Raw genomic sequence first — 20128 nt, 5'->3', positions numbered from 1 at the left:
ATGATTTTCCTCACTCTGGTCTCCCCCGTGACACGCAGTACTTGAATCTGATGCGAGCCTAACGGCATCCATAAAGATTAGTCGTCCAGCCTGGCGGTGACCGGCCCGCTCGCGACGTAGCCAACGAACGAACACACGACAGACGCTCTAGTGTCAGTGTCACGGCTGGTCACATTCACCTGGGGGTTCGGAAATGCACGTGATGACTACATTTCTCGTGACCGGCGTCACGACGGGCGACGTGTTCCGCCGAACCACGGGCCTTGAGTCGACGGAGCAGAGCAGGGAATGATCGTGTCCAGGGCGGATGACTCTCTCCCGACGCCAGCAGACCTCGAGCACCTGCATCGGTGCATCGCCCTTGCGCACGACGCGCGGAATAAAGGACGGCATCCGTTTGCCGCCCTCGTGATCGGTCGCGATCAGGTCGTCCTCTCTGTAGGGCAGAACAATTCGATGCCTCCGGGCGGCAACCCGACGCAGCACGCCGAGCTGCAGGCGGCCGCCGAAGCGTCACTCCACGCGACCGCGGATGAGCTCGCGCACGCGACCCTGTACTCGAGCGCAGAACCGTGCGTCATGTGCGCCGGCGCCATTTACTGGACCGGGATCGGCCGCGTGGTCTACGCGTTGTCCGAGCTGGCGTTGTTGCATCTGACCGGGGATAATCCTGAGAACCCCACCCTGTCCCTGCCCTGTCGGGAGGTTTTCGCGCGCGGCCAGCGAGACATTCGCGTTCTCGGACCGTTTCTTGAAGCCGAGGCGGCGCGCGCCCATCAGGGTTTCTGGGACTGAACGCGCGGTCGATTGGGCGGTCGGTCCCGGTCGGCTACACCGTGCTCGTGGCAGTGAAGGCCCTCTGAACTCAGGAAGGGGAGTGCTGCCGCCGCGTAGACTAGGGGCGTTGTAACCCCGAAGTGACATGAAGTGAAAGAGGTCAGGCGTGGCCAACGCGCAGGCAGCATCCGCCAACGATGGGCGGTACCGGGGGGACCTCTACTGGACCGTACCTTTAGCCCGTGCTGCGATCGCCGTGGTTCCAGCGGCGGTGATCACCTTCAACCGAGACCACTCGGCGGTACTCGGCCTTATGACGTTCGGTGCCTTCGCACTCGCGTCGGGCATTCTGCTGGCCGTGCTGAGCTGGCTGACCCTTGTGGATGGCCGTGCGCGTCGCCTCTTTCTTGTTCAGGGCATCGTCGGCATCCTGGCCGGTGGGCTCGCGCTCGCCTTCCACGCCGGCGGGCTCGGCTTCTTCCTCTACCTCGTGAGCGTCTGGGCCGCGGTAACCGGCTTCCTCGAGCTGTACAGCGGCTCACGTGTACGCGGGCGCCTGCTCGTGGCGAAGGACTGGATGGTCGCGGGTGCGCTGACCGCCGCGCTTGCGCTGCTCTTCCTGCTGTTGCCGCCGAACGCCGTCGTGTCGGTGGGCCTGCTCGGTGCCTACCTCGTCGTGCTCTGCATGTACCTCGTGATCGCGGGGCTTTCTCTCAAATGGGCGAAAACGGATGCTCCGGTGTCCGTCGCCCCCGTCGCCAACGATTCGGACTCCCAGTGACCCAGAACACACCGCACCAGCCCAGTAGGTCCGATCGACTGAAGCCCGCCGAACTCCTCGGTATTTCCGGGGTGATGGCGCTGTTTGTGGGACTCACAATCCTGCTGACCACCCGCGAGGTTGTGCTGTCGCTGATCGCCCTGGGCATCACGTTCATCATCGCCCTGATCGTCATCGCCATGCTCGTGCTCGGAATGAAGCCGAACGCCGCGGAAGAGACCGACATCGAGGAGCAGAACGGCCACTAGCGGTCCTGCTGTCCGGTCACGCGAAAGCGGGCTGTGCGTCGATCCGACCGGATCCGACGCGCAGCCCGCTTTCCTTTGTAGCGCTGGTGACGGGGCTCAGCCCAGGTAGTCCACGAGCGGATCCGCTAGGCCAACGTACGTGCTCGGCGTGAGCTCCAGCAGACGAGCCTTGGCAGCATCGCCGATTTCGAGCGCCGAGACGAACGTCACGAGGTCGTCACGGTTGATCCGCTTGCCGCGCGTGAGCTCCTTCAGGAGCGCATACGGGTCGGCGATACTCGAGCGTCCCGCCGACACTTCCGCGCGAATCACGGTCTGGATCGCTTCGCCGAGAATTTCCCAGTTCGAGTCGAGGTCGCTCGCGAGCTGCCCGCGGTCGATGTCGATCTCACCCATACCGCGCAGGAGATTATCGAGGGCGAGCAGGGAGTGACCGAATCCGACGCCGATGTTGCGCTGGGTCGTGGAATCCGTGAGGTCCCGCTGCAGGCGGGACGTGACAAGAGTGGCCGCGAGGGAGTCGAGGATCGCGCTTGACAGTTCGAGGTTGGCCTCGGCGTTCTCGAACCGGATCGGGTTGATCTTGTGCGGCATGGTTGACGAACCGGTCGCTCCTACCTGGGGGATCTGGCGGAAGTAACCGATTGAGATGTAGGTCCAGACATCCGTCGCGAGGTTGTGCAGCACGCGGTTGGCGTGGGAGATCTTCGAGTACAGTTCTGCCTGCCAGTCGTGCGACTCGATCTGCGTGGTGAGCGGGTTCCAACCGAGGCCGAGGCCCTCCACGAATTCACGCGAGACAGCGGGCCAGTCGACCGAAGGCTCGGCGGCAACGTGCGCAGCGAAGGTGCCGGTGGCGCCGCTGAACTTGCCGAGGTACTCGTTCGCCTCGACCTGCTTCAGGATGCGCTCGAGGCGGTAGACGAAGACGGCGAGTTCCTTGCCCATGGTGGTGGGTGTGGCCGGCTGGCCGTGGGTGCGGGCGAGCATCGCATCGGTGCGGAACTCGAGCGCACGGGTGCGGAGCGCCTCAATCACGAGACGGTACTTGGGCAGCCACACTGCGTGCACGGCCTGGCTCACGGTGAGCGCGTAGGACAGATTGTTGATGTCTTCGCTGGTCGCGGCGAAGTGGGTGAGTTCGCTGATGTGGTCGAGGCCGAGCGTGCTGAGGCGGCGGCGCACGAGGTATTCCACGGCCTTGACGTCGTGGCGGGTGGTGGCTTCGAGCACGGCGAGCTCATCGATTTCGGCCTGGCCGAACGTCGTGACCAGCGCGCGAAGCGACGCCTTCTGGGCGGCGTCGAGCGGGGCGGAGCCGAAGAGGCTGCGGTCGGTGAGCGTGATCAGCCATTCCACCTCGACCTGCACGCGGGCGCGGTTGAGCCCCGCTTCCGACAGGTACTCACCCAGCTCGGTAACGGCGGCGCGGTAACGGCCATCGAGTGGACTTAGAACCTGCGGAGGTAGTGGACTCATCGGTCTCCCTGTCGTATTGCCGGCGCAAGTTGCGTGAACAGCGCCTGGTTTGCTCTCTCAATCATGCCTAATACGGAGGCAAAGAGCGCATCGTCGGAATAGTAGGGGTCCGGCACGTCGCTGAGGGGGGCTTGCTGCGGGTCGAAACTGAGGAGCAGCCGTACCTTGTCGCGGTCTCTGTCGGTTGTCGCCCAGTTGCGCAGGATGCGGTCCTGAGTGCGGTCGAGCACCACCACGAGATCGAGTTCGGGGAACCAGGCGGGGTCGAACTGTCGAGCTCGGTGGTGGCTGCCGTCGTAGCCGCGTGCGGCCAGGGCCGAAATGGCGCGCGCGTCGGCCTGTTCGCCCACGTGCCAGTCGCCCGTCCCCGCGGAGCTCGTTGTGACAAGTCTGCCGAGGCCTGAACGGGTGATCAAATCTCGCAGTACCAGCTCGGCCATGGGCGAGCGGCAGATGTTTCCCGTACACACGAAAATGATTCGAAAGGGCGTCGACTCGTCCGGGCTGAGCGGCGCAAAACTCATATTTACATTGTGGGGCACTTTCTTGTCCTCCACATGTGATCGACCGCGATTGATGCCACTGATACGGCAATTGCTGGCCGAACGGGGGGTGCCCGGTGGCACACTCGGGACCGAGAGGAGGCAGGATGCAGCCCGTGACCGACAACATTTTCGGCCCCCCGCCGGTTGATCAGCTGGGGGCCCTGCGCGATCAACGTGCGCTCCTCGGCCCCCTTCGGGACGACGTGCAGGCGGCGTGGTGTCGCCTGGTCGCGGCTCACGTCGAGGGTTCGTGGCGGTCTCACGCCCAGCGAGCCTACGCGGATCGCGTGCACGACCTCTGTCGGGAGCTGCAGATGGTTGTGCGCGAGCTCGAGGCCGCCGAGGCCACCGTGAACTCTTCCATCGATCGGGTGACGGTGGGCATGTGACCCGGCCGCAGCCCTTTTCCGCCGGCGAGGGCGAGCTCATCATTTCCGGCGGGGGAACCACGATGGTGGCGACCGATGTCGTGCTGGCGAACATGGGGCTCATGCGGGGAGTCCAGGCGGACGCCGCGGGATGGCGGGAGCGGATCGACCGCATCCGTTCACTGGAGACGACGGGGGCGCCGGCGTGGCGGCCGAGCGACGCGGGCGTGAGCCTGCTCAACGCCGCCCTCTCGGTCGAGGGCATTGAGATCGGCAGTCGCGATCTTGCGGACAAGCTCGCGGCGGCAGCGGAGGCCTACGGCCAGGCCGAGCGCGCTAGCAGCGCCTTTGAGCGCATCGCGGGGGAAATCAGCGGTTGGCTGCTCGGCAACGAGCTGCGCTTGATCGCCCCGTTCGTGATCGTGCCTGCCATGGAGCTGGCCGTCTTGCTCGCCGCGGGGGCGGCCATCCGCGTGATGGCAGCCGGCCCCGCCGGAACGCGCGCGTGCCTGACCCCGGCAGCCGGCGACAGCTCCGTGCACATTGACTCCCGGCTGCTGACGAACAGTATCTTTGTGACGGCCGTGCGGGTGGTGCTGTCTTCCCTCGACGACGTGGGAACAGGTTTCGCCGGTGTGCCGTTACCCGTCAGTGCGCTGCTGGGTGAGGGGGGTCTCGGTATCCTCGGCGTGCGGAGCGCGGCCAACGGAGTACGGGCTCTCGGGCAGCCCTTCGGCCTGTTGCAGGACACGCCGGTCAGCGTGACTCGGCAGGGCCCCTCAGCCTCTGTCCACCCTCCGGGCGGATTCGCGGAACTGGCTGAGCGGATTCCGAAGGCCGAGAAAGACCGCCCGCAGGTGCGCATCGAACGCTACGGAGATTCCGAGCACCCCTCGTGGGCCGTCTACGTGGCCGGCACCGTCGAGTGGAACCCTCGATCATCCACCGAGCCCTGGGACCTCACCTCCAATGTTGCGGCCATGGCGCAGCGGAACGCCGGCTCGACCGAGGCGGTGACGCAGGCCATGCATGACGCGGGCATCTCGCCGACCGACCCGGTCGTGATCGCCGGCCACTCGCAGGGTGGGCTCGTGGCGCAGACGGTGGCCGCGGATGGCGGTTTCACGACCGTTCTGGTCCTCACCTTCGGAGCCCCCGAATCATCGGTCCCCGTGCCGGCCGGCGTGACCGCGGTCACGGTCGAGCACACGGATGATGTCGTGCCGGCCCTTGGTGGGCTGGCCGGGGCCGCCGCACTGGCGGGATCCGGGGTGGATACGGCCCATCGAACCGTCGTGCGGCAGGAGGCCTTCCACGCACGCGCCATTCCCACCGACACCGCCCTGCCGGCGCACACCATGTCGGAGTACGCCGCGACAGCCCGCTCGATGGACGGATCACCTGATCCGCGGCTGGCTGAACTTCGGTCGCAGATCTCGCACATTCTCGGAACGGATGCCGGATCCGGGGCCGACTGGACGGGAGAGCGCCTGCAGCCCGAACGGGCCGGGTCTACCGGCGAGGGGTGACCGGGCGCACGAGGAGCCCCAGCAGCCACGCGGTGATTCCGAGCACGAGCGCGCCGAGCACTCCCTCCCAGAAGCCGGCGATCACGAGGCCGAAGCCCAGAAAGCCGGAGACCCAGGCGACGAGCATCAGCAGCGCGCCATTGACGATCAGGGAGAAGAGTCCGAGGGTGAGGATGTACAACGGGAACGCCAGGACCCGTACGACGGAGCCGACGACGGTGTTCACGAGCCCGAAGATCAGCGCCACCAGAAGGTAAGTCACCACGACCGCGCCGGTGTCGGCGGCGTAGGCAACCATGTGCACGCCCGACACGATGCTGGCGGCAACCCAGAGGGCAGCCGCGTTGACGAGGAGCGTGATCAGAAAACGTGCCATGTATCAATGATTACACCCATTCGGGGGGCATGAACGGCCGGAAAGGCATACCGCCGCGCGAATATGCGGCGGCGTAGACTCGCGGGGTGAGCCTATCTGACCAGCCCTCAGTCCGACTGCGCCCTGAGATCGTTGCCCTGCCGGCATATAAGCAGGGAAAACCGGCTCAGACCGACGCGTTCAAACTCTCGAGCAACGAGAATCCGTTCGATCCCCTGCCCGGGGTCGTCGAGGCGGTTCAGGCCGAAACGGCCTTCAACCGCTACCCGGATGCCTCGGCCCTGGCCCTGCGAGAACGGCTCGCCGCCAAGTACGGTGTCGACAGTGACCAGGTGCACGTGGGCAGCGGCTCGGTTGCCCTGCTCGCGCAGCTCATTCTCGCCGCGGCCGGCCCCGGCGACGAGGTGATTTACTCCTGGCGCTCCTTCGAGGCCTACCCGGGGCTCGTCACCGTCGCCGGCGCCACCAGCGTGCGTGTGCCGAACCGCGATGATTTCGGTCACGACCTGCCCGAGATGGCCGCGGCGATCACCGATGCCACCCGCGTGGTGATCATCTGCTCGCCGAACAACCCCACGGGCTCGATCGTCACCGCCGCCGAATTCCACGCCTTCATGGCGGCGGCGCCCCGCAACCTGCTGGTGATCCTCGATGAGGCCTACGCGGAGTTCGTCACCGACTCCGAGGCCGTCAGCGGTTACCCCCTGCTGCAGCGCTATCCGAACCTTGTCGTGCTGCGCACGTTCTCCAAGGCCTACGGCCTGGCCGGACTTCGCGTGGGATATGCGCTCGGACCGGTCGACATCCTGAACGCCGCTCGCTCCACGGCCATCCCGTTGTCGGTGACCGGCCAGGCGAGCGTGGCCGCGATCGCCTCCCTCGATGCCGAGCCCGAACTGCTCCGACGCGTGCAGGTTCTCGCCGAGCGCCGCGACGCGACCTGGCAGGCCCTCACCGACCAGGGGTGGAACCTCCCCGCGTCGCAGGCGAACTTCCTCTGGCTGCCCACGGGCGCAGAGACGACCCAGGTGGCTGACACCCTCGCCGCCGCAGGCCTGATCGGGCGCCCGTTCGCGCCCGAAGGCATCCGCGTGTCCGTTGGCGAAGCCGAAGCCATGACCCACCTGATTCGCATCACCGCAGACATTATCGAGTCGTTACCGGTCGAACACGCCGCCCGGCGAAAGGATTAGCCCTGTGACAGCACAGAATGCCCCCCACGTTCCGGCGGCTCCCGCCTCACCGGTGCAGACGCCGAGCGTGCAGATGCTCTCGCCGGAGGGCCTCTTTCAGCCGAGCGATTCGGCCGCAGAGTTTCTGCCCTACCTCGAGGCCCTCACCGAAGACGACTACCGTCGCTTCTATCGCGACATGGTCGTGGTGCGGAAGTTCGACCGGGAAGCCGCCAACCTGCAGCGTCAGGGCCAGCTCGCCCTCTGGGTGCCGAGCCACGGCCAGGAGGCCGCACAGGTGGGCTCCGCCTACGCCACGCGCCCTCAGGACCACGTTTTCCCGTCTTATCGCGAGCACGTCGTCGGCATGATCCGCGGCCTCGACATGGTCGACATTCTGCGGATGCTGCGGGGAGTCACGCTCGGCGGCTGGAAGCCCGAAGAGCACGGCAACTTCCACCTCTACACCCTCGTGCTGGCCTCGCAGACCCTGCACGCGACGGGCTATGCGATGGGGATGCAGCTGGACGGCTCCACCGCCACAGGCAGCCCGGAGACCGACCAGGCCGTGATCGTGTACTACGGCGACGGCGCCTCCTCGCAGGGCGATGCCAACGAGGCGCTCGTCTTCGCCGCGAGCTACCAGACCCCGCAGGTCTTCTTCCTGCAGAACAACCAGTGGGCCATCTCCGTGCCCGTGGCGCGGCAGTCGCGCACGCCCCTCTACCTGCGCGCCGGAGGCTTTGGCATGCCCGGCACCCAGATCGACGGCAACGACGTGCTCGCCAGCTACGCCGTGACCCGCAAGTCGATGGAGGATGCCCGCGCCGGCAGAGGCCCCTCGCTGATCGAGGCCCTCACGTACCGCATCGGCGCGCACACCACCGCCGACGACCCCACCAAGTACCGCGACCCCGACGAGCTCGCCTACTGGGTTGCCCGCGACCCGATCGTGCGCTTCCGCGCCTACCTGCAGGGTCTCGGCGTGGAGCAGGAGTTCCTCGACGCGGTTGACGAAGAGGCCGCCGATTTCGCCGCCGACACCCGCGCCCGCGCCCTGGCCATCACCGGACCCGAGCGATCGGTGATCTTCGACAACGTATACGCCGAACCGCACGCACTCGTCGCCGAGCAAAAAGCCTGGCTCGAACGCTACGAAGCATCCTTCGAGGGAGGGTCGCTCTGATGACCGACATCACCACACGCCCGGCGACGGATGTCGCGGCCACCGACACCGACCACGTCACGCCGGCCGCAACATCCGTCACGCTCCCCATGACGAAGGCCCTCAACGCCGGCATGCGCCGGGCCATGCTTGATGACCCCAAGGTTCTGCTGATGGGCGAGGACATCGGCCCGCTCGGCGGCGTCTTCCGCGTGACCGAAGGACTGATCGCGGAATTCGGCGACAAGCGCGTGCTCGATACGCCCCTCGCCGAGTCCGGCATCATCGGCACGGCCATCGGCCTCGCGATGCGCGGGTTCCGACCCGTATGTGAGATCCAGTTCGACGGCTTCGTCTTCCCGGGCTTCGACCAGATCACGTCACAGCTCGCCCGCATGCGCAACCGTCACGAGGGCGGCGTGATCATGCCCGTCGTGATCCGCATCCCGTACGGCGGACACATCGGCTCGGTCGAACACCACCAGGAAAGCCCGGAGGCTTACTTCGCGCATACCCCGGGATTGCGCGTCGTGAGTCCCTCGAACCCGCACGACGCCTACTGGATGATGCAGGAAGCCATCGCATCGAATGACCCGGTGATCTTCTTCGAGCCCAAGAGCCGATACTGGCCCAAGGGCGAGGTGCAGCTGGCCGAGAGCGGCATCCCGTTGCACGCGAGCAAGGTGGTGCGCATCGGCACCGACGTGACCGTCACGGGTCACGGCGCCATGGTGAGCGTGCTCCTGCAGGCCGCCGACCTCGCCGCGGCCGAGGGCATCAGCATGGAGGTCATCGACCTGCGTTCCCTGTCGCCGATCGACTACACGCCCATTCTGGAGTCGGTGCACAAGACAGGCCGTCTCGTCGTCGCCCAGGAAGCCCACGGTTTCGTGAGCGTCGGCAGCGAGATCGCCGCGACGGTCGCCGAGCGGGCGTTCTACTCCCTTGAGGCACCCGTGCTGCGAGTGTCCGGTTTCGACACCCCGTTCCCGCCGGCATCGGTCGAGACCCACTTCCTGCCGAGTCCTGACCGCGTGCTTGAGGCGGTCGACCGTTCTCTCGCGTACTGACTCTCTCGCGCACGGACGACGCCCGTCTCCACCCGCTAATGCCCCGCACCACCAGCAAGAAAGGCACCTCATGAGCGTGTCGAAGTTCACCCTTCCCGATGTCGGCGAGGGCCTCACCGAGGCCGAGATCGTGGAGTGGAAGGTCGCCCCCGGCGACACCATCGCGATCAACCAGGTGCTCGTGGAGATCGAGACCGCCAAGTCCCTCGTCGAGCTGCCCTCGCCGTACGTGGGCGTGGTCGGCGAGATTCTCGTGACGGCGGGCACCACGGTCGATGTGGGCACGGTGATCATCACCATCCACTCGCACGCCGACGACACGGATGCCGCCGCGCCGGTTGTTCCCGATGCCTCGCGCGGCGGCTCGGCCGGCGAGCTGGCCGATGCCGCAGCCGATGCCGGTTCCACCATCACGGACGAGGCGGACAAGGTGCTCGTGGGCCGTGCGGCGCCGGCGACCATGCCGACGCGCCGCCAGCGGCACAGCGGCGTCGCGGTGGCGCACGCCTCGATGATGCCCCAGGCCGCACCGTCGACGGCCGCGCCGCTTGCGCAGCCCTCGCCGGCGGCCTCCGCCGGCCCGGTCATTGCCAAGCCACCCATTCGTAAGCTTGCGAAAGACCTCGGCGTCGATCTCACGCAGCTCGAAGGCACCGGCCCGATCGGTGACGTCACCCGCGAAGACGTGCTGCGCGGCGCCACTCAGGCGAGCGTGTTCCGCAACATCCAGACGCCCGAATGGCCCGCCGACCGTGACGAGCACATCCCGGTGAAGGGCGTGCGCAAGGCGATCGCGCAGGCCATGGTGAAGAGTGCGTTCACCGCGCCGCACGTGAGCCTGTTCGTCGACGTGGATGCCACTCGTACCATGGAGTTCGTCAAACGGCTCAAGGCGTCGACCGACTTCGCCGGCGTGCGGGTGTCGCCGCTGCTCATCATGGCCAAGGCCATGATCTGGGCCGTGCGTCGCAACCCCACCGTGAACTCCACCTTCACCGACGAAGAGATCATCGTGCGGCACTATGTGAACCTCGGCATCGCCGCGGCCACGCCGCGCGGACTCATCGTGCCCAACATCAAGGAAGCCCAGGACATGAGCCTGCTCGAGCTCGCGTCGGCGCTCGAGTCGCTCACCATCACCGCTCGCGACGGCAAGACCTCGCCGGCGCAGATGGCCAACGGCACGATCACGATCACGAACATCGGCGTGTTCGGCATGGATACCGGCACGCCCATTCTCAACTCCGGCGAGGCCGGTATCGTGGCCCTCGGAACGATCAAGCAGAAGCCGTGGGTCGTCGACGGCGAGGTGCGCGCACGCTTCGTCACCACGATCGGTGCGAGCTTCGACCACCGGGTCGTCGATGGGGACGTGGCCAGCCGCTTCCTCGCTGACGTCGCGAGCATCATCGAGGAGCCGGCGCTGCTCCTCGAGTAGCCGCACCGCAGGCCGGAAAGCCGCCGCGCCGGGCCGCACACGTGTCGCGGCGACGCGGGCGTCCGTAAACTGAAAACATCTCAGTGAACCGGTAAGGGGTGCGATGAAGCTGCTGATGAGGGCCGCCGCCCTCGCGGTGGGCCTGCTACTGCTCAGCGGGTGCGTGGCCGCCGAACCCGCCGTCGCGCGGCCCCCGCTGCGTGTCGTCACGGCGCTCTCGCCAGAGTTCCTCACCGTCGCCGCTGATGCGGACCCTGTGATCAATGCCCTCGTCGTGAGTGCCGCGCTGTATAGACGGGCAGACCTGGTGTTCACGGCACCGGTGGGCAACGATCGGGCCCAGCTGCTCGCCGCGTCTGCCGCCGTGGATCTGGGCGTTCCCCTGTTGCTCACGCCGTCCTTTGGAGCCGCGACGACCGCGGCCGTGAGCGCCGAACTCACCCGTTTGCATGCCGCGTACGTGGTGAGCGTGGGTGGTGGGGGCCGCACCGTGACATCGACCAGTTCGCCCGCGCCGACCGACCGAACGGAGAAGCAGGTGGATGCCCGAACGCTGCTCACCGTGCCGGCCACGCCGACCGCGGTGAACGCCCTCCTGCCGGATTCCCTCGGAGTGGTGAACGTGGCGTCCGCGCCCGAGGCCCTGGCAGCGCTGGCCGCGATGGACCCACGCAGGCCCGTGCTGCTCACCCTCCCGTCGTTTTCGACCTCGTTGTCCACCTCCTCGCCCACGCCCGGGAAGGTGCCTGCGCTTCCCCGGGTGACGCGGGCGAACCCACTGTCGGGTGGATTCGTGCTCGCGACCGACGATCCGGCCCAGTTGGCCGGCGTCGCCACGGCGCGCGCGGCATCCGTTGCGGTCGCCCTTGTTCCCAGCCTCGAGCCCAACCCCCAGGCTTCCCCCGACGTTGTCGCCAGTCTCGCGGCCGTGGCTCCGACGGCCGTGATTGCGCTCGGGCTGCCGTTCGCCGCGGAATCGGGCCTGGAGTACACGGTGCGGGCGTCCGCCACGGGCGTGCAGTTGCCGGGCGGAGGACAGCGGCTCTTCCCTGACCGGCGTTTCGTCGCGCTCTATGGAACCCCCGGCACCCCGGCACTCGGCGTGCTGGGGGAGCAGCCCGTGGGGGAGGCGATCGTGCGCGCTCAACAGATGGCCGCTGCCTACCAGCCGCTCAGTGACCGACCCGTGGTGCCGATGCATGAGATCATCGCCACCGTGGCCTCGGCCGGTGCCGGGCCTGACGGCAACTACTCGAACGAGATTCCGGCGGAGCAGCTCCGTGGCTGGGTGGAGGCCGCGGGCGCGGCGGGTCTCTACGTGGTGCTGGATCTGCAGCCGGGACGCACCGACTTTCTCACCCAGGCGCAGCAGTACGCGAGCCTGCTCGAACTGCCCTATGTGGGACTCGCCCTCGACCCGGAGTGGCGGCTGGGACCTGACCAGCGCCACCTCGCGCAGATCGGATCGGCAGACATCGCGGAGATCAACTCCGTGGTGAGCTGGCTCGCCGCGCTCACGAACGAACACGCGCTGCCGCAGAAGCTGCTCGTACTGCACCAATTTCGCTCGAGCATGATTCACAACCGGGAGGGCCTCGACACGAGTCATCCCGAACTGGCGGTGCTCCTGCATGTCGACGGCCTCGGGGGCCAGCCCGACAAGCAGGCAACCTGGTCCACACTTCATCGTGACGCACCAGCGGGGGTCGCGTGGGGTTGGAAGAACTTCATCGACGAAGACCACCCGATGCTGACTCCCGACCAGACGATGACCGGGGTGTCCCCGACCCCTGACCTGATCACCTATCAATAACGGATATCGCCCCCCGCGCTATCGATAATGGTTTTGACAATCATTATCAACAGGGCTAACGTCGAATCATGCACACGAGATATTTGGCCGTCCCCGCCCTCCTTGCCGTGGCGGCCGTCGCGCTGTCGGGGTGTGCGTCATCGCCGGCCGCCGGCACGTCGAGCAGCGACCTCAGGATCGTGGCGACCACCACCCAGGTTGCCGACTTCACTCGGAATGTCGTCGGCGAAACGGCGGGCGTCAGCCTGACCCAGCTCATTCAGCCCAACCAGAGCGCGCACAGCTACGACCCGTCGGTCGCGGATCTGACCGCCCTCGGCTCGGCCGACGTTCTGATCATCAACGGTGTCGGCCTCGAAGAGTGGCTTACCGACGCGATTGACGCCTCCGGCTTCGACGGCGTCACCGTCGATGCGAGCCACGACGTCACGGTTCTCGGCAGTGAGGTCGGTACCGATCACGCCGACGAGACGACAGAAGAGCACGCCACCCATGCCGCGGGTGATCCGCACATCTGGACCGACGCACACAACGCCGAGACCATCGTGCACTCCATCGAGGAGGGCCTGGTCGCGGCCGGACCCGACCACGCGACGGCGTTCGAAGCCAACGCCGCCGTGTACTCCGCGAAACTCGCCGACCTCGACACCTGGATTCGAGCCAACGTCGACACCGTGCCCGCCGCGGAGCGGCTGCTCGTGAGCAACCACGACGCGCTGGGCTACTACACGGCCGCCTACGGCATCACCTACGTCGGTGCCGTCATCCCGAGCTTTGACGACAATGCGGAGCCCAGCGCCGCCGCCATTGACACGCTCGTGGCGAATATCAAGGACACCGGCGTGAAGGCCGTGTTCTCCGAGGCCTCGCTCAGCCCCAAGACGGCCGACACCATCGCGGCCGAAGCCGGCGTGACCGTCTACTCCGGCGATGATGCGCTCTATGTCGATTCCCTCGGTCCCGCGGGCAGTGCGGGCGACACGTACCTCGCCGCGCAAATTCACAACTCCACCCTGATCCTCGAGTCGTGGGGCGTGACGCCCACCGCGCTGCCCGCTGACCTGCAATAGTTAACCCGTGAACGAGAACTCTTCTCAAGAATCAATGACTGCTCCCGCTGCCCTCCGCGTGGCGGGAGCGTCTTTTGCGTACGACCACGCCCCGGCCTTGACCGACATCGACTTCCAGGTGTTGCCGGGCGAGGCCGTCGCCCTCATCGGTCCCAACGGCTCCGGAAAGTCCACCCTGCTCAAGGGAATCCTCGGTCTGATCGAGCGCGTCAGTGGCACGGTCGAGGTTCTCGGCGAATCGCCCGCCCCGGCCGGTTCTGTCGGGTACGTGCCGCAGACCGACCAGCTCGACCCCCAGTTTCCTATCACCCTCGCCCAGGTCGTCATGATGGGCCGCTACCGCTCGCTCGGCTGGATCCGCCTGCCCGGCAAGAAGGACAGGCAGTCCGTGGCGGACGCCCTCGAGGCTGTGGGCCTTGAGCATCGCGCGAAGACCCGCTTCGGCGAACTCTCCGGCGGCCAGCAGCAGCGCGGCCTGCTCGCTCGCGCCATCGCATCCGGCCCTCGACTGCTGCTGCTCGATGAGCCGTTCAATGGACTCGACCAGCAGAACCGCGAGGCCCTGATTGACACCGTCCGTCGCCTCAAGAGGGACGGCGTGGCGGTGCTCGTGTCAACGCACGACCTTGAACTGGCCCGCGCGGTATGCGAATCGGTGTTGCTGCTCAACGGAACCCAGGTGGCCTTCGGTCCACGCGACGAGGTGCTCACCCTCGCGAACGTGCAGCGAGCCTTTCACGACGTGGGTGTGGAGATGGACGAGCACACGGTCGTGTTGCCGGGCCACGGCGGTCACTGAAGTGGATCTAACCGGCCCGCTGTTCGACGCGTTCGCCCTGCCTTTCATGAGCAGGGCACTGACGATTCTCCTGGTGCTGAGCCTCGTTGCGGGGCTCGTGGGTGTGCTCGTGAACCTGCGCGGGCTCGAGTTCATCAGTGACGGCCTCACCCACGCGGTATTCCCCGGCATTGCCGTGGGCTTCGTCTGGGGTGGCCGTGACGGCCTGTTCCTGGGCGCAATGCTGGCGGCCCTGATTGCCGCCGTCGTTCTTACGCTCATCGTGCGGCGGGCCGTGAGCTCCGACGCCGCCATTGCCATTGTCTTCACGGCGATGTTCAGCGTGGGGGTGATCGTGGTCTCGCGGCAGACCAACTACGTCGGTCAGCTCGAGCAGCTGCTCTTCGGCCGGCTGCTCACCGTGAGCGCGACCGAGGTCGTGCAGGCGGTCGTGATCTGCGGCGTCGCGCTGGTGCTCGTGGGTCTTACCCTGAAACAACAGGTCTTTCGCGCCTTCGACCACTCCGGCAGCGCCGCTGCGGGGCACCGTCCGCTCGCCCTGGACATCGTGCTCAACGTCGCGATCGCCCTGGTTGTCGTCGCCGCGAGCAACGCCGTGGGCAACCTTCTTGTCCTCGCCGTGCTGATTGTTCCCGGGGCGATGGCTCGACTCGTCACCACCAGCCTCTGGTGGCTGTTCCCGATCGCGGCGGGCTTTGCCATGCTCGCTGCCTGGTTCGGCCTCGCCCTCGGGTATGAGGCATCCGTCAATGCCGGTATCGATCTGCCGAGCGGAGCCACCGTGGTGTTACTGCTGGTGGCCGGTTATGCCCTTGCGCTGCTGGCCCGCCTCGCCCGCGATCGATTCCGGCCCGGTCGCTTGTCGTCCGCCCGGCTGTCGATCAGGCGGGCAGGCCGCTGATGGGCTATTTCGAACAGGCGCTCCTCGCCGCCATCGTCATCGGTGCCCTCAGCGGGCTCGTCGGCACGCTCGTGGTGCTGCGTAAGCGCACCTTCTTCGCGCAGGCTCTCACCCACGCGACGTTCCCCGGTGCCGTGGGTGCGACGCTTCTGGGGCTGAGCATTCCGCTCGGTGCTTTCGTGGCGAGCGTCGTGATCGTCGGGCTGATGACCGTGATCGGTCGGGTGCGCCGGCAAGGCAGCCAGGTGGCCTCGGGCATTCTGCTGACGGCTGGTTTCGCCCTCGGCGTGCTGCTCCAGTCGCTCAACCCATCGATGCCGGTGCATGTTGATTCTTTCCTCGTGGGATCCATCCTCACCGTGACGACCAGCGACCTGATGCTCGCAGTGGGTGTCTTCGTGGTCGTGGTCGCCGTGATCGGTGTTTTCGGTAAGCAGATCATGTTCTCGACCTTCGACGCGAACGGCTACCGTGCGGCCGGCTACCGGGAGAGCACGATCGAGGTGCTCACGCTCGTGCTCATCACGGCGACGGTCGTCACCGCGATGCCCGCCGTCGGGGCCATTCTCGCCATTGCGCTGATCGCGGCGCCGGCGGCCGCAGCGCGCCTGGTGTCACGAACAACCACGCACATCTTTCTGATTGCGCCGGTGCTGGGCGCTGCCTCGGGCGTCATCGGCGTGTTCCTCTCCCGCTGGCTGGACGTCGCCGCCGGTCCGGCGATTGCCCTCACCGCCGCCGGATTCTTCATGCTCGCCTTGGGGGTGCGCCGAGGCGGGCAGATATGGCTACGGTTAAAGGCATGAAGCGGAATACCTGGCAGCGCGAGGCCGTGCGCGGCGCACTCGATGCCAGTGAGGGATTCGTCAGCGCGCAGGGGCTGCATGCGACTCTGCACGCGACCGGCTCACCCATCGGCCTCGCCACCGTCTACCGCGCCCTTGCCGATCTGGCCACGGACGGCAGCGCCGACTCCCTGCAATCACCGGACGGCGAGAGCCTGTACCGCGCCTGCAGCACAAACGATCATCACCATCACCTGATCTGCCGCAACTGCGGCCTCACCGTGGAAATCGAAGCGGATGCCGTTGAGACGTGGGCGCACAACGTCGCGACCGAGCACGGCTTCACCCAGGCGGCCCACGTCGTGGATGTCTTTGGACTGTGCGAGCGCTGCACGGCCGCCGCAGCAGCATCCGCCCTCTGAACTCCGCCCGCCGCGACGAGTCACGGGGTCCTGCCACTAGTCTGGGGGGAGTCTCCCTCCGACAAGCCCGTGACCGTGAGCGGGAGATAACCATTCGTAGCGGTGCAGCCCACACGTCCAAACCCAGTGCGCAGAGCAGCGCGAGTCAGGTGAAGTGATGGTGGGTGGGGGAGCGATGGAAACGGAGCCGCGCGAGACGGCCAGCACGACGATCAGCCTGCTCCTGCGACATGTGCGGCTGCACGGCGGGGATCCGGCGGTGCGGGAGGTGCTCCAGCGAGCCGGAGTGACACAAGACGCAGCGACGCTCCAGGAGGCCTCGTCGTGGGTGAGTTACGCCACTCGAATCCGCTTGTTCGAGGCCGCGACGATCGTTCTCGACGATCCGAACACCATGTTCGCCGTTGGTGCGGACGCGGTGACCGGCGATATTCACCCGGTGCTGGTGCAACTGCTCAGCATGCTGGCTTCGCCGAGCGCGATCTATCGCCAGTTGCCTCGGATGGTCCCGAAATTCACCACGACGTCGACAATCGATGACATCCAGGTGGGCAAGACCACGGCGACGGTGCGTTACCGACTACACGAGGGCCACGTCCCGTCCCGACTCGACTGCGAATACGCCCAGGGCCTGTTCTCGGCCGTTCCGGTCGTGTTCGGACTCGCGCCGGCGCGCGTTGACCACCCGACGTGCCAGTCGGACGGTCACGACGCCTGTGAGTATGTGCTCAAGTGGTCGGTGCGCCCGCACTGGTGGTCGTGGCGCCGGAGGAAGCGCTTCGTCGAAGACTCCCTCTCTGTTCTCCGAGACAGGGTACGTGAAGTGCAGTTCGCCGCCGCCGATCTGGTGAGCAGTGATCATGTCGACGAGGTGCTGGCGCGCATCGTCGATGGGGCGGCCTCGGCCGTTCTCGCGCCCGGATACATTCTCGTTCTGCCCTCTGACGGTGACGCGGCCCCGCTGGTACGCCACCGCGGGCTCAGTGACGAACGGTCCGACGAACTGGCGGGAGGCATGCTGCGCCGCGAAGACATGGGACCGCGACTGCTCGCTGTCGACATTGCATCCACGCGCAAACTGCACGGGTTCCTCGCGGCGGTGTTCGCCGAGGGACATTCGGGCATGGACGGCGATCGCCAGCTGCTGGAGGCCTACGCGGGACACGCGGCGGCCGCCCTCGACCTGTTCGTGGCCCTCGAAGAATCGCGACGGGAGGAGGCGCGAACGACCGCGCTGCTCGGCCTGGCGCACGAGCTCTCCACCAGCGACAGCGTCGAGGCCGTCGCCGGAATCGTCGCCTCGGCCTTGCCCGTCATCGTGGGTTCCCACACGGCATCCGTCTTGATCTGGGATGTCCAGCGGGGTGAGCTGCGCCCGATCGCGTCGGAAGGCCTGGGTGCATCAGAACGTGAGCTCTACCTGAACGCGACCATCCGTCTGGACCAGACCCCCGAGCTGATGGGCTTGCTGACCAGACGTGAATGGCTCCTGCTCACCGCGGAGGGGGCGAGCCCGGCTCTGTCCCGGTTGCTCCACGCGGTCGGTTCTCACAGCGTCGTGGCGGTTCCTCTCGTCGCGGGTGACGCGTTCATGGGCGTGGCGACCGTCAGCTGGGGCAGCGCCGTGGAGGCCGAGACACTGAGGGAGGCCGTGGCCCGCCTCGAAGGCGCGAGCCACCAGTGTGCCACGGCCATGCAGAAGGCCACGTTGCTCGCCACGGTGCGACATCAGTCGCAGCACGACTCTCTCACGGGCCTGCCCAACCGGGTGTTGTTCGCTGACGAGCTCGATGCTGCCCTCGCCGCGTGTGGCGCCGAGACCATGACCGCCATCGTCTTCTGCGACCTCGACGACTTCAAGCGGGTCAACGATCGGTTCGGCCACCGTGCGGGTGACGAACTGCTGCGACAGGTCGCCGCCCGGTTGCGAGCCCTCATCGGCGTCAAGGACACGATTGGTCGCCTGGGCGGCGACGAATTCGCCGTTGTTCTCAACGATGTGCCGGGGGAAGAGTCGGCCATCGACACGGCGAACCGAATCGTCGAATCCCTGAATCGGGCATTCCGAGTGGACGGACGCGACCTGCGCATCTCCGCGAGCGTGGGAGTGTCGGTGCAGGCGGGCCAGGACGGCCATGGCGAAAGACTCCTTGATGCGGCCGACAGTGCCATGTACTCGGCCAAGAGAACGGGGCGCAATCAGGTCGCCATCGCCGGGCGCCTGACCAGCGGTGACTCGCACGATTCCCTTGTCTCCGAGCTGTCCTCCGCGCTCGAGTCGGGCGAGATGAGACTGTACTTCCAGCCTGTTGTCGACATTTCCGACCCGGACCGAGGCAGGGTCGTGGGTGCGGAGGCGCTCATTAGGTGGGAGCATCCGCGACTCGGAACGGTGGTTCCGGCCGCATTCCTGCCGCTCGCGGAGGAGACAGGCATGATCGCCGATCTGGATCTCTGGGTGGTTGGGGCGGCGTGCGCCGCCGCTGCCGGGTGGCCGCAACCGGGCGAGACTCCCCTCACCGTGGCGGTCAATCTGGATGCCGCAACACTCCTGGACGACAGGCTCTTTTCGACGGTTCGCGCAGCGCTCAAGCGGCACGCTCTGGCTCCCGAACGGCTGCTCCTGGAGGTGGTGGAGAGCAGAGCGCTCCTTGACCTGCCCGGGATCGTCGAGCGCCTGGTCGGATTGCGCCGGCTGGGAGTGCGAATCTCCCTCGATGACTTCGGCACCGGGTATTCCACTCTCACCTGGCTCAGCATCCTGCCGGTCGATCAGATCAAGATCGATCGCAGCTTCATCATGAATATTCCCGACGAGGCATCCACCTCTCTCGTGCAGGGAATTCTCGCCCTCGCGGCGCGGCTCGACGTGGAAGTGATCGCCGAGGGGGTGGAAACCATGGAGCAACTCGACGTTCTTCGGGCCAGTGGATGCGGACTGGTTCAGGGCTACCTGTTCGGACGACCGAAACCGATGCTCGAGCCACTCCTCCAGTGCTCCGGTCACATCGACGCCGTCTTGCGGCCGTAAGAGCGCCGCAGATGTTTGATCGGTTTGCGCCGAGGACCGCAAACCCGTATCGTTGAAGGCTGCTACGCCTCTGCGCGTGCATTGCGTGCTGCTCAGTTATGAACAGTCCGCCGACAAGGGATCTTGGGAAGGGCATTCGCTCTTCGGTAATGGAGGTAACCATGGCATCTGTATGCCAGGTGACCGGAGCTGTTCCCGGCTTCGGACACAACATTTCGCACTCGCACCGACGCACCAAGCGTCGTTTCGACCCGAACGTTCAGAAGAAGACGTACTACGTGCCGTCGCTTCGTCGCAAGGTCACACTGACCCTGTCCGCAAAGGGCATCAAGGTTATTGATGCTCGTGGTATCGAGTCC

20 protein-coding genes are annotated in these 20128 nt (G+C 66.6%); 17 read left to right on the top strand and 3 right to left on the bottom strand.

The window, feature by feature from the left end; translation table 11 throughout:
* Window positions 1–288: 288 nt before the first annotated feature.
* The 3 genes from JF66_RS06185 (at window position 289) to JF66_RS06175 (ending at window position 1806) form a co-directional block, all read left to right on the top strand.
* Window positions 289–795 carry a nucleoside deaminase gene (locus JF66_RS06185; protein ID WP_156109671.1) on the top strand — a complete coding sequence of 169 codons (507 nt, stop codon included), beginning with the start codon at window positions 289–291 and terminating at the stop codon, window positions 793–795.
* Window positions 796–943: 148 nt separating this feature from the next.
* The gene (locus JF66_RS06180) at window positions 944–1558 is read left to right on the top strand and encodes a hypothetical protein (protein ID WP_051973185.1); all 615 of its coding nucleotides are present in this window, start codon (window positions 944–946) and stop codon (window positions 1556–1558) included.
* Window positions 1555–1806, top strand: coding sequence for a hypothetical protein (locus tag JF66_RS06175; protein WP_035876299.1), 252 nt, complete (start codon window positions 1555–1557; stop codon window positions 1804–1806). Before JF66_RS06180 ends, JF66_RS06175 begins: the two co-directional genes overlap by 4 nt.
* 96 nt (window positions 1807–1902) lie before the next feature.
* On the opposite strand, the gene purB is transcribed toward JF66_RS06175, so the two are convergent.
* Together purB and JF66_RS06165 are read right to left on the bottom strand one after the other, a co-directional pair.
* On the bottom strand, window positions 1903–3285 hold the full coding sequence (purB, locus tag JF66_RS06170) for an adenylosuccinate lyase (RefSeq protein WP_035876298.1): 1383 nt from the start codon (window positions 3283–3285) through the stop codon (window positions 1903–1905).
* The gene (locus tag JF66_RS06165; RefSeq protein WP_051973184.1) at window positions 3282–3809 is read right to left on the bottom strand and encodes a low molecular weight protein-tyrosine-phosphatase; all 528 of its coding nucleotides are present in this window, start codon (window positions 3807–3809) and stop codon (window positions 3282–3284) included. Before JF66_RS06165 ends, purB begins: the two co-directional genes overlap by 4 nt.
* 134 nt (window positions 3810–3943) lie before the next feature.
* On the opposite strand from JF66_RS06165, the gene JF66_RS06160 reads away from it, so the two are divergent.
* On the top strand, window positions 3944–4219 hold the full coding sequence (locus JF66_RS06160; protein ID WP_156109670.1) for a hypothetical protein: 276 nt from the start codon (window positions 3944–3946) through the stop codon (window positions 4217–4219).
* A complete protein-coding gene (locus JF66_RS06155) occupies window positions 4216–5727 on the top strand; it encodes a hypothetical protein (RefSeq protein ID WP_035876296.1) in 1512 nt (503 codons plus the stop codon). The genes JF66_RS06160 and JF66_RS06155 overlap by 4 nt, the downstream gene beginning before the upstream one ends.
* Here the strand turns inward: JF66_RS06155 and JF66_RS06150 are convergent.
* Entirely contained in the window at window positions 5711–6103 is a 393-nt protein-coding gene (locus JF66_RS06150; protein ID WP_035876295.1) for a phage holin family protein, read from the bottom strand. The two genes, JF66_RS06155 and JF66_RS06150, sit on opposite strands and share 17 nt — an antisense overlap.
* A gap of 86 nt (window positions 6104–6189) precedes the next feature.
* On the opposite strand from JF66_RS06150, the gene JF66_RS06145 reads away from it, so the two are divergent.
* From JF66_RS06145 to rpmB, 12 genes are all read left to right on the top strand, one after another.
* A complete protein-coding gene (locus JF66_RS06145) occupies window positions 6190–7296 on the top strand; it encodes a histidinol-phosphate transaminase (RefSeq protein ID WP_081882185.1) in 1107 nt (368 codons plus the stop codon).
* 73 nt (window positions 7297–7369) lie between these two features.
* On the top strand, window positions 7370–8461 hold the full coding sequence (locus JF66_RS06140) for a thiamine pyrophosphate-dependent dehydrogenase E1 component subunit alpha (RefSeq protein ID WP_051973188.1): 1092 nt from the start codon (window positions 7370–7372) through the stop codon (window positions 8459–8461).
* A gap of 89 nt (window positions 8462–8550) precedes the next feature.
* Window positions 8551–9510 (top strand): alpha-ketoacid dehydrogenase subunit beta, encoded by a 960-nt coding sequence (locus tag JF66_RS06135; RefSeq protein ID WP_035876303.1) that lies wholly within the window; start codon window positions 8551–8553, stop codon window positions 9508–9510.
* Window positions 9511–9580: 70 nt separating this feature from the next.
* Window positions 9581–10948, top strand: a complete 1368-nt coding sequence (locus tag JF66_RS06130; protein ID WP_035876294.1) for a dihydrolipoamide acetyltransferase family protein — start codon at window positions 9581–9583, stop codon at window positions 10946–10948.
* 103 nt (window positions 10949–11051) lie between these two features.
* A complete protein-coding gene (locus tag JF66_RS06125; protein ID WP_035876293.1) occupies window positions 11052–12761 on the top strand; it encodes a hypothetical protein in 1710 nt (569 codons plus the stop codon).
* A 68-nt stretch (window positions 12762–12829) separates the two neighbouring features.
* Window positions 12830–13831 (top strand): metal ABC transporter substrate-binding protein, encoded by a 1002-nt coding sequence (locus tag JF66_RS06120; protein ID WP_035876292.1) that lies wholly within the window; start codon window positions 12830–12832, stop codon window positions 13829–13831.
* A gap of 34 nt (window positions 13832–13865) precedes the next feature.
* The gene (locus tag JF66_RS06115; RefSeq protein WP_035876291.1) at window positions 13866–14630 is read left to right on the top strand and encodes a metal ABC transporter ATP-binding protein; all 765 of its coding nucleotides are present in this window, start codon (window positions 13866–13868) and stop codon (window positions 14628–14630) included.
* 1 nt (window position 14631) lies between these two features.
* Window positions 14632–15531 carry a metal ABC transporter permease gene (locus tag JF66_RS06110; protein ID WP_231556316.1) on the top strand — a complete coding sequence of 300 codons (900 nt, stop codon included), beginning with the start codon at window positions 14632–14634 and terminating at the stop codon, window positions 15529–15531.
* On the top strand, window positions 15531–16337 hold the full coding sequence (locus JF66_RS06105; protein ID WP_035876290.1) for a metal ABC transporter permease: 807 nt from the start codon (window positions 15531–15533) through the stop codon (window positions 16335–16337). The genes JF66_RS06110 and JF66_RS06105 overlap by 1 nt, the downstream gene beginning before the upstream one ends.
* Window positions 16334–16738, top strand: coding sequence for a Fur family transcriptional regulator (locus JF66_RS06100; protein ID WP_035876289.1), 405 nt, complete (start codon window positions 16334–16336; stop codon window positions 16736–16738). The genes JF66_RS06105 and JF66_RS06100 overlap by 4 nt, the downstream gene beginning before the upstream one ends.
* A gap of 175 nt (window positions 16739–16913) precedes the next feature.
* Window positions 16914–19769, top strand: a complete 2856-nt coding sequence (locus JF66_RS21590; RefSeq protein WP_051973183.1) for an EAL domain-containing protein — start codon at window positions 16914–16916, stop codon at window positions 19767–19769.
* Window positions 19770–19930: 161 nt separating this feature from the next.
* Window positions 19931–20128: 50S ribosomal protein L28 (gene rpmB, locus JF66_RS06090; protein ID WP_035876300.1), on the top strand; the 198-nt coding region annotated here is incomplete at its 3' end.

This window comes from Cryobacterium sp. MLB-32 (assembly GCF_000738085.1).
Lineage (GTDB): Bacteria > Actinomycetota > Actinomycetes > Actinomycetales > Microbacteriaceae > Cryobacterium.
Note: the sequence above shows the minus strand (reverse complement) of the source record. Positions and strands in the feature narration are given on the sequence as shown.